The organism is Mycobacterium dioxanotrophicus (assembly GCF_002157835.1).
Classification (GTDB): Bacteria; Actinomycetota; Actinomycetes; order Mycobacteriales; family Mycobacteriaceae; genus Mycobacterium; species Mycobacterium dioxanotrophicus.
Genome location: NZ_CP020809.1, coordinates 372760 through 387946, shown reverse-complemented (window position 1 = coordinate 387946; position 15187 = coordinate 372760). Strand labels below are relative to the sequence as shown.

Here is a 15187-nt window from a genome sequence, read left to right as displayed (position 1 = left end):
CATCAGTCTTCAAACGTACCCACTGAAGGCCCCGATGAACCGCCGTCTGATGTCACGATTCGCTGTGTCTCTGCCGATCCCAGCCGCCAGCAACGTGATTCGCTGACACGCGCGAGTTTGCGGGAAAACTAACGGTTGAATAAGAGCCCAGGACGGGTTACGTTTTCCCCGAATTTGATCTTGTCCGTGGCGGTCTGCCGGAGAGATCGCCCCAACAATTCGATTGAGGGATGGCCCTGTGGGTGAGTCGGCGCCTAACGATGGCGAAGCACCGGTAATCGTCGGTTTGTCTGATGCGGCGATGCACATGTATTCCGCCGCGATCGACGCACTGCCGCCCGTCAGCGATCCGGAGTTCCCCGAACGGGCCTCGGTTGTGCTGAGCGGGCTGCGCAAGCTGCAGAGTTCGCTGTCCGAGGCGGCTGCTCGCAGCCGGGTGACACCGTCGGTCATCGTCGCGCTCAGCGGCGTCCGCAGTCGCTACGACGAGCTCATGACCGCCGCCGCCGAGGGGCCGAGCGCCACGCTCGGGCAGCGGCTCTACGTCGCGCGCGGCCGCGCCAAGCTGTCCACCCGGGAAGCCGCCAACGGCGTCGGCCTGCGCAAGGACCTCATCGAAGCTGTCGAGGCCGAAGAACCGGCGACCGAAGCCGAGACCGCGCAGATCAAGGATCTGATCGCCGCGCTGGGCGGTTGATCCTCTGACGCGAGATCATGGCGACCCGGGCGACGCCCCGTCGGTCCCGCCACCGCTGACCCCGCCCGCCGCGGCCACCCGGCGGTCGGCGGCCGAGGAAGCCCGCACCGTCGCCGCGTCGACCAACACCGGCACGCTGGCCACCCTCACCGCCACCGGTGACCCGTGGGCATCGTTCGTCACCTACGGGTTGCTCGACGGGGCACCGGTCTTGTGCGTGTCGAACATGGCCGAGCACGGCCGCAATCTCGCAGGCGACCAGCGGGCGAGCATCGCGATCGTGGCGCCCGGAGCCGACGCGGACCCACTGGCCAGCGCGCGCGTCACGCTTGCCGGTGTCGCCGAACGCCCCTCGGGCGCCGAGGCCGCTGCAGCCCGCGAGGCGCACCTCGCGGCGGTGGCAGCGGCGAAGTACTACATCGACTACAGCGACTTCACGCTGTGGGTGCTGCGGGTCCGTCGCGTGCGCTGGGTCGGCGGCTACGGGCGGATGGATTCAGCTGCCGGCGAGGACTACACCGCAGCCGAACCCGACCCGGTGTCGCCGCGCGCAGCCGGCGCCGTCGAACATCTCAACGCCGATCACGCCGCGTCATTGCTCGCGATGGCCCGCACCCTCGGGGGCTATCCCGACACCAGCACCGCGGTGTGCACCGGCGCCGACCGCTACGGCCTCGATCTGCGGGTCACCACCGATCGCGGGGTCGCCTACACTCGCGTCGGCTATGCCGCCCCCATCGCCTCATTCGATGAATTGCGGGCTGCCACAGTCGAGTTGGCCAGCCGCGCCCAGGCGGGATAGGCCCACGCGAGCAGGTGCAATACGATCGCCGTTATGCCTGATGCCACCGAGCGCCCGGACACCTGGCAAGCTGCCTTCGAGCTGATCCGCACGCGCGGCTACGAGCACCGCGAGGAACCGTTCCGGCTCGCCAGCGGTCAGCTCAGCCACGATTACATCGACGGCAAGTACGCCATCGACACGGGCGAGCGGATGACGATCGTCAGCCGCGCGGTCGCCGACCTCGCCGCCGCTCGCGGCATCGAGTTCGACGCGGTCGGCGGCCTGACCATGGGTGCCGATCCGCTGGCGCACGGCGTCGCGATGGTAACCGGCAAGGCCTGGTTCTCGGTGCGCAAAGAGCAGAAGAGCCGCGGTCGCGAACAGTGGATCGAAGGCACTCGCCTGCAGCCCGGCATGAAGGTCCTACTGGTCGACGATGTGATCAGCACCGGCGGATCCACCGAGATCGCCTATGAGCGCATCGTCCCACTCGGTGTGGTGGTGACCGGCGTGATCCCGATGGTCGACCGCGGCGACGTCGCGACCGGGCGATTCGCCAAGCGCGGCGTACCGTTCGCGGCGCTGGTGACCTACCGCGATCTCGGAATCGAACCGGTCAAGGACGTCTGAGCCCCCGGTTCAGATCACCAGGACCGGCGCGGGCTGTACGCCGACGCGCACCGGGTCTCCCGCGCTGAACTCCGCCGCGGCCGAGCTCGCCAACTGGGCGTGCAACACCGCGCCGTCGGGCATCGCGACATAGACCCGGGAGATCGGTCCCAGAAACGCCACCGAACTGACCCGCGCAACGCCCTCGGTGTCGGCAGTCACCGTGATGGACTCGGGCCGTACCAATGCCGTTCCGCCGCCCGACCCGACCGAACCGGCCAGCGTCGGGACCGAGGTACCCAACAGGTGCGCGCGGCCCTGCGAAACCTCCGCCGGTACTTGATTGTTCAGTCCGACGAACTCCGCGACGAACGGTGTCGCGGGGTTCGCGTACAGATCCGCCGGGGCGGCAAGCTGTTCGAGTTTGCCCTGGCTCATCACACCGACCCGGTCGGCAACAGCGAGCGCCTCTTCCTGATCGTGGGTGACGAACAACGTCGTAGTGCCGACTTCGAGCTGAACCCGGCGAATCTCGTCACGCAACTGCACCCGCACCTTCGCATCGAGCGCCGACAGCGGCTCGTCGAGCAGCAGCACGCCCGGCCGGATCGCGAGCGCGCGGGCCAGCGCGACACGCTGCTGCTGGCCGCCCGACAACTCGTCGGCGTACTTGTCCTTGTGCGCGCCCAGGCCCACCAGGTCGAGCATGTCCGCGGCCCGAGACATCCTGTCGGCCTTGGCTTTACCTCGCATCTTCAACCCGAAGGCGACGTTGTCCAACACCGTCAGATGCGGGAACAAGCTGTAGGCCTGGAACACCATGCCCATGTCGCGCTTGTTGGCGGGCACCGAACTCACGTCACGGCCACCGACCAGCACAGTGCCCGACGTGGCCTCGTCGAGTCCCGCCAGGATGCGCAACGCGGTGGTCTTGCCGCAGCCCGAGGGTCCGAGCAGGGCCACCAGTTCGCCGGGTTCGATGTGCAGGGTGAGCCCGTCGAGCGCTTTGACATTGCCGTAAACCCGCGTGAGGTCGTTGAGTTCTACCGCGGTGCCCATATTGCTCCTCACTTCCGCGGCCGCCGGCCACGGGTGACGACCGCCAGAGCCAGCAACAACACGAAACCCAAGAGCAACACCGCCAGCGAGGCCGCCACCGACGTCGGACCGTTGCTCTTCCCGATCGCGACGATCTGCACCTGCAGCGTCTGATACCCGCTCAGCGACGCGATGGTGTATTCCCCGAGCACCACTGCAATGGAAATGAAGGCGGCGGAAAGGATTCCGGGCCAGATGTTCGGCACGATCACCCGGGTGATCGTGGCGGCCCAGCCGGCACCGAGCGAGCGCGCCGCCTCCGACAGGGTCCGCAGGTCGATCGCCGCCAGCGCGGCGTCGAGGGACCGGTAGGCAAACGGCAGCACCAACACGACGTAGACGAACGTCAGCGTCAGCGCCGACTCACCCAGAAAGTAGGTGACCCAGAGGTAGACGTTGCGCAACCCGACCACGATCACCAGCGCCGGAATCGTCAAGGGCAGCAGGCACAGGAACTCGATCGCCCGTCGCGCCCACGGCGCTCGCAACCGCACCCAGATCATCGTCGGAACCAGCAGCACCAACATCGCGACCACGGTGAAGACAGCCAGCAGCACCGATACCACGATCGCCTGGTAGAGCGCCTCGTCGGCCACCAGGTTGTGCCATGCCGCCAGGGTGCGCCCGCCCTCGATCAGGTTGCGGGTCGAGAAGTCGGCCATCGCATATAGCGGGAACAAGAAGAACAGTCCGAACAGCAGCCACAGCACGACGCGCAGTGCCGTTCTCGCCCGGGTCATTTCAGCCACCGTGCGGTGCGCCGCACCAGTGCGTTGTAGGCGAGCATCACCGCTGCCACCACGACGATCATCTCCAGCGCCAACGCGTAGGCGAACCCGGACTGGCCGAGCACCACCTCACTGGTCAACGCGGCGCGGATCAGCAGCGGCACGATCGGGCTGCCCTGACTCACCAGCGCCGCGGCGGTCGCGTACGCGGCAAAGGCGTTGGCGAACAACAACAATGCCGATCCGAGGAAGGCCGGCGTCAGCAACGGCACCGCCACCTCACGCCAGTACTGCCACGTGGACGCGCCCAGGCTGACCGCGGCTTCCCGCCACTGCTCGCGAAGGCCTTCCAGGGCAGGCAGGAACACGATCACCATCAGCGGAATCTGAAAGTAGGTGTACACCAGGATCAACCCGGGCAGCCCGTAGAGCCAGCCTGATCCCGCCAGGTCCCAGCCCAGATGTTCGCGGGCCCAGACCGTCAGCACACCGTTGAGCCCGATCGTGGCCAGGAATGCGAAAGCCAAAGCGACACCGCCGAACTGGGCCAGCACACTGCACAGCGCCAGCACCGAACGCCGGACCATCGACGATGGTGGACTGCTCACGATGAGCCAGGCCAACACGGCACCGAGCACCGCCCCGATCAGAGCGGTGCTACCGGAGAGCAGCACGCTCTTGGCCAGGGCGGCCAGTGCCGTCGGCGAGAACAGCGCAGTGATCCGGGCGAGCGAGAATGACCCGTCGGCGAAGAACGCCATGACGACGACCGTCACCGTCGGCACGATCAGAAACACGGTGACCACCGCGAGAAACGGCAGCAGTGGCAGACTTTCGCGGACCCGCCGCATCACCACGGCACCCGGCATCGGTCGCTCAGCCGATCGCCTTGGCCCAGTTGTCCGCCAGATACTTGGTGGCCGCCTCGGTTTGGGCGGGAGTCGGGATGACCACCTGCCCGTCGATCGACGGCAGCTTGGAGAACGCCGCCTTGTCGACGGTGCCCGCGACGGCCATCTGGTCGGCCCGGACCGGGCGAACACCACCCACCATGAACATGTTCTGGCCTTCGTCGCTGAACAGGAACTCCTGCCAGAGCCGCGCCGCGGCCGGGTGCGGGGCCTCCTTGTTGATGGCCTGGAAGTAGTAGCCTGCGACGGCATGGTCCGGCGGCACCACGACCTGCCAACTCGGCAGCTTCCGGGTTTCTGCGGCATTGGTGTAGTTCCAGTCGATCACCACGGGAGTCTGACCCGACTCGATGGTGGCCGGGGTGGGATCAACCGGCAGGAAATTGCCTGCCTGGTGGAGCTTTCCGAAGAAGTCGACGCCGGGCGCGATGTTGTCGGCCGACCCGCCCTGAGCCAGCGCCGCCATCACCACTCCGGAGAATGCGGCACCGGCTTGGGTGGGATCGCCGTTGAGAGCGACCTTTCCGTGGTATTCGGGTTTGAGTAGGTCGTCGACGTTGGTGATGGCAGGCACTTTGGCCGAATCGAACCCGATGGACATGTAACCGCCATAGCCGTTGACCCAAACTCCGTTCGGATCCTTGAACTTCGCCGGGATGGTGTCGAACGTCGCCACCTTGTACGGCGCGAACATCGAGGTGTTCGCCAGTGCCACAGCCTGTCCGAGGTCGAACACGTCGGGCGCCGCGCTCTTGCCCTTCTGCTGGTTGGCGGCGTTGATCTCTTCCTGACTGGACGCGTCCGGCTGCGCCGAGTTGACCTTGATGCCGTACTTGTCGGAGAAGGCCTTGATGATCGCGCCGTAGTTGGCCCAATCCGGGGGCAGCGCAATGACGTTGAGTTCGCCCTCGGCCTTGGCGGCGGTAACCAGGCCGTCCATGCCGCCGAACGCCTCGGCGGAGGTGGCCTCGGCCGCCTTGACCCCCGATTGGGTCTGCGCGCCACCATTGTCTTTCTGCGGTGGCGCGCATGCCACCACACCGGTGGCGACCAAGGCCGTGATGGCGGCCAGGATGCCTGGAATCAGTTTGGGCTGCGAGGTTCTGGTGGACGCTGTTCTGGAAAGCATTGCCAACCTTCCGATGATCAGAAAGCGCAGCAATGGCGCCGCGGTTACCGACACTGGTCGCTGCGGTGAATGGCTCCGGCGGGACGTCCGAACCCTACCGTGGCCGACCACCGACCGGGGCCCATTCCGTCATCGCCGGGTTTCGCCGTCGTGTCGACATTGCAATCATCACGCGTTCATGCAGGTCGTGCCGCTAGCATCAGAACGTGGCTGAACCTGAGGCAGCTGGTCGCTTCGACTACCTCTGGGCCGACGCTGCGCCGGAGACGCCCGGCGAGGACGCACCCGGACCCGGCGGCGCGGCCGAACCAGAGGCGGACGGCTTCGATGCGTTCGACGCCACGACCTGGAATTTCAAACCCGCGCCCGTGCCGTGGTACCGCACTCGCAGGGCCGCGGTGGCACTCGGCGCCGCTGCGCTGGCCACCGCCGCGATCGTGGTATCGCTGGTGCTGTTGATCGTTCGCAATCCGTCGTCCACCGTCGACCGGACCCCCTCGTCGGCGACGACGACCGCGTCGAGTCCTACCGCGCCCCCCACCGCCCCCGTTGCGGGCCGGCCTCTCGCCAGCTCCACCTCCCCCCGCCGCCACCACCGCCTGCCGCTCCGCCGCCGAGCCAGGCGCCTGCCTATCGGCCGACGTATCAGCAGACACCCACCAAGCGGCCCGAGATCAACGTCACCCGAACCCCGTACAGCGTGGCGCCGCAGCCCAGACACACCCGCTGACGCAGCCGTTGCTCCTACGCTGAACGCATGGCCGAGTTCGAGGTAATCGAGCAGTTCGCCCGCACGCCCACCGCGGTCCTGGCGACCCTGGGACCCGACGGCGCCCCGCACCTCGTCCCGGTGGTGTTCGCGGTGCATCGCGGGACCGACGGCGTCACCATCTACACCGCCGTCGACGCGAAACGAAAGTCCACGCAGAAGCTACGCAGGCTGGCCAACATCGAAGGCGACCCGCGGGTGAGCCTGCTCGCCGACCACTACGACGACGACTGGTCGCACCTGTGGTGGGTCCGGGCCGACGGGCAGGCAGCGACCCACTACAGCGGCGACGAGATGGCGACCGGATATGCCCTCCTGCGTGCCAAATACCGTCAGTACGAACGGATCGCGCTCGACGGACCGGTCGTCACGATCGAGGTCACGCGCTGGTCGTCCTGGCAGGCCTGAACACCCGCTACCCAGCCCTTGTGCTGCAGGTCACATCGGGGAATGGTGGAAAGGGATCTCAGGAGGACATGCCATGGCGGACAGGACGGCCTCTGCGGCCGGCAACGGGGCCCTACCTACCGCGGAACGCCCGGAGGCGATCCGCAACATCGCATTGGTCGGGCCGTCGGGTGCCGGTAAGACCACGCTCGTAGATGCCTTGCTGATGGCCGGCGGCGTGCTGACCCGCGTCGGCTCGGTGCTCGACGGCTCGACGGTGTGCGACTTCGACGACGCCGAGATCGCCCAGCAGCGGTCGGTCGGGCTGGCGCTGGCGTCGTTGCAGCACAACGGGATCAAGGTGAACCTCATCGACACCCCCGGGTACGCCGACTTCGTCGGAGAGCTGCGCGCCGGGCTGCGGGCAGCGGACTGCGCGCTGTTCGTCGTCGCGGCGAACGAGACCGTGGATGAGCCGACCAAGGCGTTGTGGCAGGAGTGCAGCGCGGTCGGGATGCCGCGCGCCGTGGCGATCACCAAACTCGACCATGCCCGGGCCAACTACGCCAACGCACTGGCCACCGCACAGCAGGCGTTCGGCGACAAGGTGCTGCCCCTGTATTTTCCGGCAGATGAAGGCGTCATCGGGTTGATCACCAAGACCCAGTACGACTACTCCGACGGCAAGCACTCGTCGCACGCGCCTGCCGAGTCCTACTCCGACGAGATCGCCGAGCTGCGTGGCTCGCTCATCGAGGGAATCATCGAGGAGTCCGAGGACGAGACGCTGATGGAGCGCTACCTCGGCGGTGAGGACATCGACCAGAACGCGCTCATCGAAGACCTTGAGAAGGCCGTCGCGCGCGGTTCGTTCTTCCCGGTGATCCCGGTGTGCAGCGGATCGGGCATCGGCACGCTGGAGCTGCTCGAGGTCGCCACCCGCGGCTTCCCGGCTCCGCCGCACCACCGCCTGCCCGAGGTGTTCACCCCTGCGGGCGCTCCCCGCAAGGCCTTGGCGTGCGACCCGTCCGGACCGCTGCTGGCCGAGGTGGTGAAGACCACCTCGGATCCCTATGTCGGCAGGGTCAGCCTGGTCCGGATGTTCTCCGGCACCATCAGGCCCGACGCGACAGTGCACGTGTCGGGCCATTTTTCGGCCTTCGTACCGAACGGCGGCGGTGCGGGTGCCGAGGCGAGCGCGCATGCCACGACCGGACACGCCGACCACGACGAGGACGAGCGCATCGGCACGCTCTCCTTCCCGCTGGGCAAGCAGCAGCGTCCGGCACCGGTGGTGGTGGCCGGCGACATCTGTGCGATCGGCAAGCTCAGCCGCGCCGAGACCGGGGACACACTGAGCGACAAGGCCGACCCGCTGGTGCTGCGACCGTGGACCATGCCCGACCCGCTGTTGCCCGTGGCCGTGCAACCGCGCGCGAAGTCCGACGAGGACAAGCTCTCGGTCGGACTGCAGCGCCTGGCCGCCGAGGATCCGACGCTGCGCATCGAGCAGAACCCGGAGACCCACCAGATCGTGCTGTGGTGCATGGGTGAGGCGCATGCCGGGGTCGTGCTCGACGCACTGTCCCGGCGCTACGGCGTATCGGTGGACACTGTCGCGCTGCGGGTCCCGCTACGAGAAACGTTCGGCGGCAAGGCAAAAGGCCATGGCCGCCATGTCAAGCAGTCCGGTGGGCACGGCCAGTACGCGGTGTGCGATATCGAGGTGGAGCCGTTGCCGGAAGGCTCCGGCTTCGAGTTCGTCGACAAGGTGGTGGGCGGGGCCGTGCCACGCCAGTTCATCCCGAGCGTCGAGAAGGGCGTGCGCGCTCAGATGGAGAAGGGGGTCGGTTCCGAACTCGGTTATCCCGTCGTCGACATCCGGGTGACCCTGGTCGACGGCAAGGCGCACAGCGTCGACTCATCGGATTTCGCCTTCCAGATGGCGGGCGGCCTGGCGCTGCGGGAGGCTGCCGCCAGCACCCGGGTGAACCTGCTGGAGCCGGTCGATGACGTGACGGTGGTGGTGCCCGACGACCTCGTCGGCTCGATCATGAGCGATCTGTCCAGCCGCCGCGGCCGCGTCGTCGGTACCGACAAGGTCGGCGAGGACCACACCGCGGTGAAGGCTGAGATCCCCGAGATCGAACTGACCCGGTACGCCATCGATCTGCGTTCGTTGTCTCATGGCTCGGGGTCGTTCACGCGGACGTTCGCCCGGTACGAGCCGATGCCGGAAACGGCCGCGGCCCGGGTCCGCAGCGCGGAGTGACCGGCCGTTCAGCTGCCCATCTCGGTGTACAGCTCTTCGTTGCCGGCATCGGCTTCGAGCTGGACGTCGAAAGTGTTGAGCGCCAAGGCGAGTGTGCCGTAGCCGCCGACGGTGAACATCAGATCCATGCGTTGCTGATCGTCGAGCCGTTCGCCCAGAGCGGTCCAGGTGGCCGGACAGATGCGCGAACCGGAATGCAGTTCATCGACTGCGTGGAGTACGACCTGGTCGAATTCGTCTGCGGCGAAACCGCTTTGGGCCGCGATGAGGTCCTCATCGGCGAGACCCAGCCGGCGCGCGATGACGGCGTGGTGGCCCCACTCGTAGCCGCAGCCGTGGTGGTGCGCGGTGCGCAGGATCACCAGTTCCCTGATGCGTCCGGGCAGCCGCGAGGACTTCTGCAGATAGGTGTTGAAAGGCAGGAATCGACCGGCCAACTCGGGATGTCTGACCAGGGTCGCCAACGCGTTGCCCACGTCGTCGGCGTTTCGACGCTCCAGTGGCACCGTGCCTGCCAGTGCCTCACGCGCATGGTCGTCCCAGTCTTCAGCCGGTAGTGGCGTCAGCATTGTTGATCCCTTCTGCGACCGCATCACCGCGCGGCGACCGATCTCCCCGACCGATCACAATATAGATGAGCTAAATATACACGCGACGCCCATCGCGCGGGGCCGTTTCGATCACGTGACCGCCGTCTCGTTGCCCCGGTGGCTTTGATATCCGCCGCAATCGGCCCGAATCAGTTGCTTTTATCTCTCCTCATTTGAGAAAGTTTGACCAGCTTAACTTTTGGCTGCGTCAATAATCGGAGGTTTGCGCGTGGCCTCATCCTCGGCCGGAAGCGGCTTGGAACAGCGGTTCAGGCATTGGCGCTATGACCCGCCGTACAAGACGACTTTCTTCATCTTCGCCACGGCCATTGTGGTGATCCTGGCCCTGACATGGATGCAGTTCCGCGGCGCATTCGAGCCGAAGACGCAGCTGACGGTGATGGCCGGCCGGGCCGGATTGTCGATGGACCCGGGTTCGAAGGTCACCTACAACGGCGTGCCGATCGGCCGGCTGGCCTCGGTCGACGTGGTGGACGTCGGGGATAACCCCGAAGCCAGATTGCTACTGGATGTCGATCCGAAATACCTGCGTCTCATTCCGGAAAATGTGCATGCCGAATTGCGGGCCACCACGGTGTTCGGCAACAAATACATATCGTTCGTCTCGCCGGACAACCCGTCGACGCAGCGGTTGTCGGCCGACACCCCGATTCAGGCCCAAGGCGTGACCACAGAGTTCAACACGCTGTTCGAGACCATTACCGCGATCTCCGAACAAGTCGACCCGATCAAGCTCAACGAAACTCTCACTGCCGCCGCGCAGGCCCTCGACGGCCTCGGCGACAAATTCGGCCGATCGGTGGTCAACGGCAACACCATCCTGGCGGATCTGAACCCCCGCATGCCCCAGATCCGCCACGACATCACCGCCCTGGCCGATCTCAGCGACGTCTACGCCACCGCCTCACCGGATCTCTGGGACGGGCTGAGCAACGCCGTCACCACCGCGCACACCCTCAACGATCAACGCGGCGACCTCGACCAAGCCCTCGTCGCCGCGGTCGGCTTCGGCAACACCGGCGGCGACATCTTCGAACGCGGCGGCCCCTACCTGGTCCGCGGAGCCCAGGACCTGCTGCCGGTCAGCGCGATGTTCGACCGCAACAGCCCTGCCCTGTACTGCATGATCCACAACTACTACGAGGCCGCACCCGCGTTCGCGCAGCAGACCCGCAACGGCTACTCGTTCCTGCTGCACGACTCGCTCGTCGGCGCGGGCAACCCGTACGTGTACCCGGACAACCTGCCGCGGGTGAACGCCAAGGGCGGCCCCGAAGGACGGCCCGGTTGCTGGCAGCCCATCACCCGGGACCTGTGGCCCGCGCCGTATCTGGTATTCGACACCGGTGCGTCGATCGCGCCGTACAACCACTTCGAGCTCGGTCAACCACTGACGTCGGAATACGTCTGGGGCCGCCAGATCGGCGAGCACACCATCAATCCGTGACGGTGCTCACCGACCGCCGGCCCACCTCGGCTTCGAGTTTCTCCTCGTAAGCGCCCTCGTCACGGCCCAGCGCGATGGTCGCGGCGGCCATCGCGCAGATGGCCAGTGACAGCGCGATGGGCTCCAATCCGGTGATCGACATGTGCTCGCCGAGCACGACCGAGCCGAGCACCACCGCGACCACGGGTTCGAGCACCAGCATGGTCGGCACCGAGGTCTGCAGGGACCCGGCATGAAAGGCCGACTGCTGCAACAGTGTTGCCACCACGCCGAGCATCAGCACCAGGTAGAGGGCAGGTGTGGTGAACACCGCCAGTGCGCTGCCCTCGGCGACCAGATGCATCACGATCTTGGTGAGCACGGCAACCACGCCGAACATCACGCCGACCGCGACGGCCAGCAGCACGGCGCGACGCCAATTGGTGCTGCGGGTCGCGGCCAGGACGAACAGCGTCACCCCGGCGGCACACACCACCGCGACGATCAGCGTGGTGGACACCGGCACCTGGTACGAGCCGGTGCTCGCCCTGGCGAGAACGACGAACACCGTCAACGCGGCCGTCAGCAACAGGGCCCACAGCCACTCGGCCCGGCTGACCCGCCGTCCCGCCAGCCGGGCGCTCAGGGGCAGTGCGAACAGCAACGCCGATACCAGCACCGGCTGCACCAACAGCAACGATCCGAAGCCGAGCGCCAGCGCCTGGAACGCGTATCCGGCTACCGCCGACGCCGTGCCGAGCCACCACAGCCTGCGGCGCAGCAGGGTGCGCAGCATGACCGTGCTGACACCCTTCTCCGCCGGGACATCCATGGTGGCGCGTTGCCGGACCACGATGCCGACCGCGGCGAAAACCGCTGCGCACAACGCGAACAGCACCGCCAGACCGTTGCCGAGCAAGCCTCGTCAACCCCTTTCGGGCCGGTCGGCCCCTGAACGCCAGTCACCTTCAACCGTAGAGTGCCTGACGCCCTCGCGCCGGTCCGGGTCTATCCGACTTCCAGATGTTGCTGCTCAGGCTGCTGCGGTGGCGCAGCGTCTGCCGCAGAATCCGGTTTGGGCGCGGTCGCGGGCTCCGGCTTGGCCTCGAGCCGGGTCTCGGGGGCGATCTTGTCGTTCACTGTGGCGACCGCGGAGTCGACGCGGTTCACCGCGTTGTCGCACATGTCGCGGACCCGGCCGCTGGCCGTCTCCACGTCGTCGGCCGCGCTGCGCAGGTACGCCCTGACGTTGATCCGCAGCCGTTCGCCGGCACTGCGGGCGCGACGCCGCAAGCGATCGTCGACCTCGACGGTGACGTATGGCAATAGCCGAAATCTCATCTGCCCCGCTCCCATCGCCGGAATGTCATTGCTCACAGTAGCGCCGTAAGGCCAGGCTGGGGAGCCGGACGTGACCGGCGCCGCAGCCCGCGATCGGTGCTGTGCGCGTCACATTTCGAGTACCCATTGAGCACCCGCTACGCACGTCACACGGCGTGTCGGGGTTCTTGGCTCAACCGAGTTCCTGCGGATGCGGTTTCGTGACCGGGCGGCCGTAGCGTTCGGGACCCGTACGGTTCCGCCCGCCACCAGGAGTTGACGATGTCGGTAAGCCGATGGCTTGCAGCGCTCCTGGCTGGGGTGCTGGTGACAGCACTGACGTCTCCGCCGGCCGGTGCCGCCAGTCAGTACGGTCCGCAGCTGCCGGACAACCCCTTCGACGGTCCCACGGGCACCGCGTCCATGCACGGCGACAGCGGCGCCTCCGACACCACTGCGCTGCCCGGCCCCGGCACCCGTCGGGTCGTGGCTCAACCCATCGGCCTGGCCGCGGCCTGCCCGACGATTCTGATCGGCGCCGACGGTTTACCCGTGGCACTGTGCACCCAGATCCTCGGCCGAACGCCGCGCGTGTACCTGCTGGACAAGTCCTCCGGAACGCCCCTGACCAGCATGGCCGTGGCGGCGGGCAGTCTCCTGGGTGGCGTCTACGCCTATCTCGACCACAACGACCGGCTGGTGCTCGTCGACGGCGACGCCAACCTGATCCGCGTCGCGCACATCCGCAACAAGCTCGGGTTGTGGAGCCTGTCCATCGTCGAGTCGACGCCGCTGGGCGCCGGTCTGCCGTCCGGCGACTCGGTCACGAGCCTCGCACCCGCCTACAACGGCAAGGTCTGGTACGCAACTGCCGGCGGCACGGTCGGCATCATCGACACGACCGCCCGGAAGGTCACGTCCGTCGCGCTGCCCGACGGCGAGCGGGTCGCCAACAGCATCGCGACCGCACCCCAGGGCACCGCGGTGGTCACCACGCATGCGCTGTACCTGTTGACCGAGGATTCGACGGGCAATCCGGTAGTCAAGTACCGGGTCCGCTACGACCGCGGTTCGGCCCGCAAGCCGGGGCAACTGAGCTGGGGCAGCGGCTCGACGCCGACGTTCTTCGGCCCGGTGACCGGCGGCGAGTACCTGACGCTCATCGACAACGCCGACAACCAGGTTCATGTGCTGGTGGTCAGCACGGCCTCCGGCGCGGTGCTGTGCACCACCCCGGTGCTCACGTCGGGCGGCCCCGGCTCGGAGAACTCGCCGATCGGCGCCGGACGCACGGTGATCGCGGCCAGCACCTACGGCTATCCCTACCCCGCCGTGCCGGACGATGCCGGTCCCGCCGTGCCTGCCACTGCCCCTTTTATCGGAGGCATGACGCGGGTCGACGTCCGGCCCGACAACTCCGGTTGCGATGTGGCGTGGACCAACACGGTGCGTTCGGCAGCCGTGCCGAAGCTCTCGGTGGCCGACGGCACGATCGTGACCGTCACGCGGCACAACCCGGTGAACGATCAGTTGGGCACCACGCCCGCCGACAAGTTCTTCTACGCCGCGGTCGATCCCGGCACCGGCGCTGTGTTGACCGAACAACTCATCGGCGCCACCACCGCGTCGGATCCGATCCAGACCGCGGGGACCACCGCACCGGGCGGGACGATCTACCAGGGCACGGTCACAGGCATTCAGCGCATCACGCCGCTGACTTGACGCCGTTCCAGTCGACCAATCGCCAACCGTTGGTCGGATTACCGGCAACCACAACGTAATCCGTGTTGTTCAGCGGATGCGCCACCAGCAGTCCCGGGTCGGAGTTGGTGACGTTCATCGCGACCCACAGCATGATCGCGCCGCCGTGCGAGTAGACGACGGGTACGACGTCACCGCTGTCGTAGATCTGCTGCACCGCGTCGTCGAACCGCGCATCGAATTCGTTGCCGTCGACCGAACCGGGAATCCGCGCGGACCGGTCGCCGCGCAGCCACTGCTGCGGCGCCGCGAAGTAGGTGCCGACGGCATCTGCTTCGGGTTGGCCTTCGTAGTCTCCGGCCTCGATCTCCCGCAGCCCGGGCAGTACGGTGACGGGTTCGTGCAGGGCGTCGGCCATCGGTTGGGCGGTCTGCTGGGTGCGGATCATCGTCGAAGCGAAGATGCCGTCGTAGTGGTTGCCCGCCAGCCGCTGCGCACTGGCAACGGCCTGGGCGCGGCCGAGTTCGGTCAGCGCCGGACCCGGGGTCGATGTGTCGATGAGCCCCGTTGCGTTGCCCTCGGATTGCGCATGCCGGACGAACGTCAGAGTGATGGTGCGATAGCCGCCCGCCGCGGCGATCGGGGTGACGACGACACACCATCCGGCCAACACTGCGGTGACCACGAGGCACATGAACCGTGCAGTTACGGAGCGGACCATCCACATCCCATCGGGCGTAGTTTC

At 67.2% G+C, this 15187-nt stretch carries 16 protein-coding genes; 7 read left to right on the top strand and 9 right to left on the bottom strand.

Annotated elements, in window-relative coordinates; genetic code table 11:
* Positions 1-307 precede the first annotated feature (307 nt).
* The 3 genes from BTO20_RS01745 to BTO20_RS01735 are packed head-to-tail and all read left to right on the top strand — an operon-like array spanning position 308 to position 2111.
* Positions 308-697 carry a hypothetical protein gene (locus BTO20_RS01745; RefSeq protein WP_087081453.1) on the top strand — a complete coding sequence of 130 codons (390 nt, stop codon included), beginning with the start codon at positions 308-310 and terminating at the stop codon, positions 695-697.
* 4 nt (positions 698-701) lie between these two features.
* Positions 702-1499 carry a DUF2470 domain-containing protein gene (locus tag BTO20_RS01740; protein WP_087072860.1) on the top strand — a complete coding sequence of 266 codons (798 nt, stop codon included), beginning with the start codon at positions 702-704 and terminating at the stop codon, positions 1497-1499.
* Between the two features lie 33 nt (positions 1500-1532).
* Positions 1533-2111, top strand: a complete 579-nt coding sequence (locus tag BTO20_RS01735; RefSeq protein WP_087072859.1) for an orotate phosphoribosyltransferase — start codon at positions 1533-1535, stop codon at positions 2109-2111.
* Between the two features lie 9 nt (positions 2112-2120).
* On the opposite strand, the gene BTO20_RS01730 is transcribed toward BTO20_RS01735, so the two are convergent.
* From BTO20_RS01730 to BTO20_RS39120, 5 genes are all read right to left on the bottom strand, one after another.
* Entirely contained in the window at positions 2121-3149 is a 1029-nt protein-coding gene (locus BTO20_RS01730; protein ID WP_087072857.1) for an ABC transporter ATP-binding protein, read from the bottom strand.
* 8 nt (positions 3150-3157) lie between these two features.
* The gene (locus BTO20_RS01725) at positions 3158-3928 is read right to left on the bottom strand and encodes an ABC transporter permease (RefSeq protein WP_087072855.1); all 771 of its coding nucleotides are present in this window, start codon (positions 3926-3928) and stop codon (positions 3158-3160) included.
* The gene (locus BTO20_RS01720) at positions 3925-4785 is read right to left on the bottom strand and encodes an ABC transporter permease (RefSeq protein ID WP_087072853.1); all 861 of its coding nucleotides are present in this window, start codon (positions 4783-4785) and stop codon (positions 3925-3927) included. Before BTO20_RS01720 ends, BTO20_RS01725 begins: the two co-directional genes overlap by 4 nt.
* A gap of 7 nt (positions 4786-4792) precedes the next feature.
* Positions 4793-5863, bottom strand: coding sequence for an ABC transporter substrate-binding protein (locus BTO20_RS01715; RefSeq protein ID WP_408632225.1), 1071 nt, complete (start codon positions 5861-5863; stop codon positions 4793-4795).
* A 331-nt stretch (positions 5864-6194) separates the two neighbouring features.
* The gene (locus BTO20_RS39120; protein WP_157680114.1) at positions 6195-6533 is read right to left on the bottom strand and encodes a hypothetical protein; all 339 of its coding nucleotides are present in this window, start codon (positions 6531-6533) and stop codon (positions 6195-6197) included.
* A gap of 180 nt (positions 6534-6713) precedes the next feature.
* On the opposite strand from BTO20_RS39120, the gene BTO20_RS01705 reads away from it, so the two are divergent.
* Together BTO20_RS01705 and BTO20_RS01700 are read left to right on the top strand one after the other, a co-directional pair.
* Complete coding sequence (locus BTO20_RS01705; protein ID WP_087072851.1) at positions 6714-7133, top strand: TIGR03668 family PPOX class F420-dependent oxidoreductase; 420 nt, start codon at positions 6714-6716, stop codon at positions 7131-7133.
* Positions 7134-7206: 73 nt separating this feature from the next.
* Complete coding sequence (locus tag BTO20_RS01700) at positions 7207-9384, top strand: elongation factor G-like protein EF-G2 (RefSeq protein ID WP_087072849.1); 2178 nt, start codon at positions 7207-7209, stop codon at positions 9382-9384.
* 8 nt (positions 9385-9392) lie between these two features.
* Here the strand turns inward: BTO20_RS01700 and BTO20_RS01695 are convergent, their stop codons facing one another.
* Positions 9393-9953: a carboxymuconolactone decarboxylase family protein gene (locus BTO20_RS01695; RefSeq protein ID WP_087072847.1), complete on the bottom strand. Its 561-nt coding sequence runs from the start codon at positions 9951-9953 to the stop codon at positions 9393-9395.
* 250 nt (positions 9954-10203) lie between these two features.
* On the opposite strand from BTO20_RS01695, the gene BTO20_RS01690 reads away from it, so the two are divergent.
* A complete protein-coding gene (locus BTO20_RS01690) occupies positions 10204-11442 on the top strand; it encodes an MCE family protein (protein WP_087072845.1) in 1239 nt (412 codons plus the stop codon).
* On the opposite strand, the gene BTO20_RS01685 is transcribed toward BTO20_RS01690, so the two are convergent.
* Positions 11432-12340: a DMT family transporter gene (locus BTO20_RS01685; protein WP_087072843.1), complete on the bottom strand. Its 909-nt coding sequence runs from the start codon at positions 12338-12340 to the stop codon at positions 11432-11434. The genes BTO20_RS01690 and BTO20_RS01685 overlap by 11 nt on opposite strands.
* Before the next feature lie 89 nt (positions 12341-12429).
* Complete coding sequence (locus tag BTO20_RS01680) at positions 12430-12798, bottom strand: hypothetical protein (protein WP_408632148.1); 369 nt, start codon at positions 12796-12798, stop codon at positions 12430-12432.
* A 225-nt stretch (positions 12799-13023) separates the two neighbouring features.
* Between BTO20_RS01680 and BTO20_RS01675 the strand changes: the two genes are divergently transcribed.
* Entirely contained in the window at positions 13024-14463 is a 1440-nt protein-coding gene (locus BTO20_RS01675; protein WP_087072839.1) for an NHL repeat-containing protein, read from the top strand.
* Here BTO20_RS01675 and BTO20_RS01670 read toward each other — a convergent pair.
* On the bottom strand, positions 14447-15136 hold the full coding sequence (locus BTO20_RS01670) for a histidine phosphatase family protein (RefSeq protein ID WP_408632224.1): 690 nt from the start codon (positions 15134-15136) through the stop codon (positions 14447-14449). The two genes, BTO20_RS01675 and BTO20_RS01670, sit on opposite strands and share 17 nt — an antisense overlap.
* Between the last annotated feature and the right edge of the window lie 51 nt (positions 15137-15187).

What these genes read in the sequence shown, in the direction of transcription:
- BTO20_RS01720 (WP_087072853.1), bottom strand. Translation starts at nt 4,785, where the DNA reads ATGCCGGGTGCCGTGGTGATGCGGCGGGTCCGCGAAAGTCTGCCACTG.
- BTO20_RS01670 (WP_408632224.1), bottom strand. Translation starts at nt 15,136, where the DNA reads ATGTGCCTCGTGGTCACCGCAGTGTTGGCCGGATGGTGTGTCGTCGTC.
- BTO20_RS01705 (WP_087072851.1), top strand. Translation starts at nt 6,714, where the DNA reads ATGGCCGAGTTCGAGGTAATCGAGCAGTTCGCCCGCACGCCCACCGCG.
- BTO20_RS01745 (WP_087081453.1), top strand. Translation starts at nt 308, where the DNA reads ATGTATTCCGCCGCGATCGACGCACTGCCGCCCGTCAGCGATCCGGAG.
- BTO20_RS01700 (WP_087072849.1), top strand. Translation starts at nt 7,207, where the DNA reads ATGGCGGACAGGACGGCCTCTGCGGCCGGCAACGGGGCCCTACCTACC.
- BTO20_RS01730 (WP_087072857.1), bottom strand. Translation starts at nt 3,149, where the DNA reads ATGGGCACCGCGGTAGAACTCAACGACCTCACGCGGGTTTACGGCAAT.
- BTO20_RS01695 (WP_087072847.1), bottom strand. Translation starts at nt 9,953, where the DNA reads ATGCTGACGCCACTACCGGCTGAAGACTGGGACGACCATGCGCGTGAG.
- BTO20_RS01675 (WP_087072839.1), top strand. Translation starts at nt 13,024, where the DNA reads ATGTCGGTAAGCCGATGGCTTGCAGCGCTCCTGGCTGGGGTGCTGGTG.
- BTO20_RS01735 (WP_087072859.1), top strand. Translation starts at nt 1,533, where the DNA reads ATGCCTGATGCCACCGAGCGCCCGGACACCTGGCAAGCTGCCTTCGAG.
- BTO20_RS01725 (WP_087072855.1), bottom strand. Translation starts at nt 3,928, where the DNA reads ATGACCCGGGCGAGAACGGCACTGCGCGTCGTGCTGTGGCTGCTGTTC.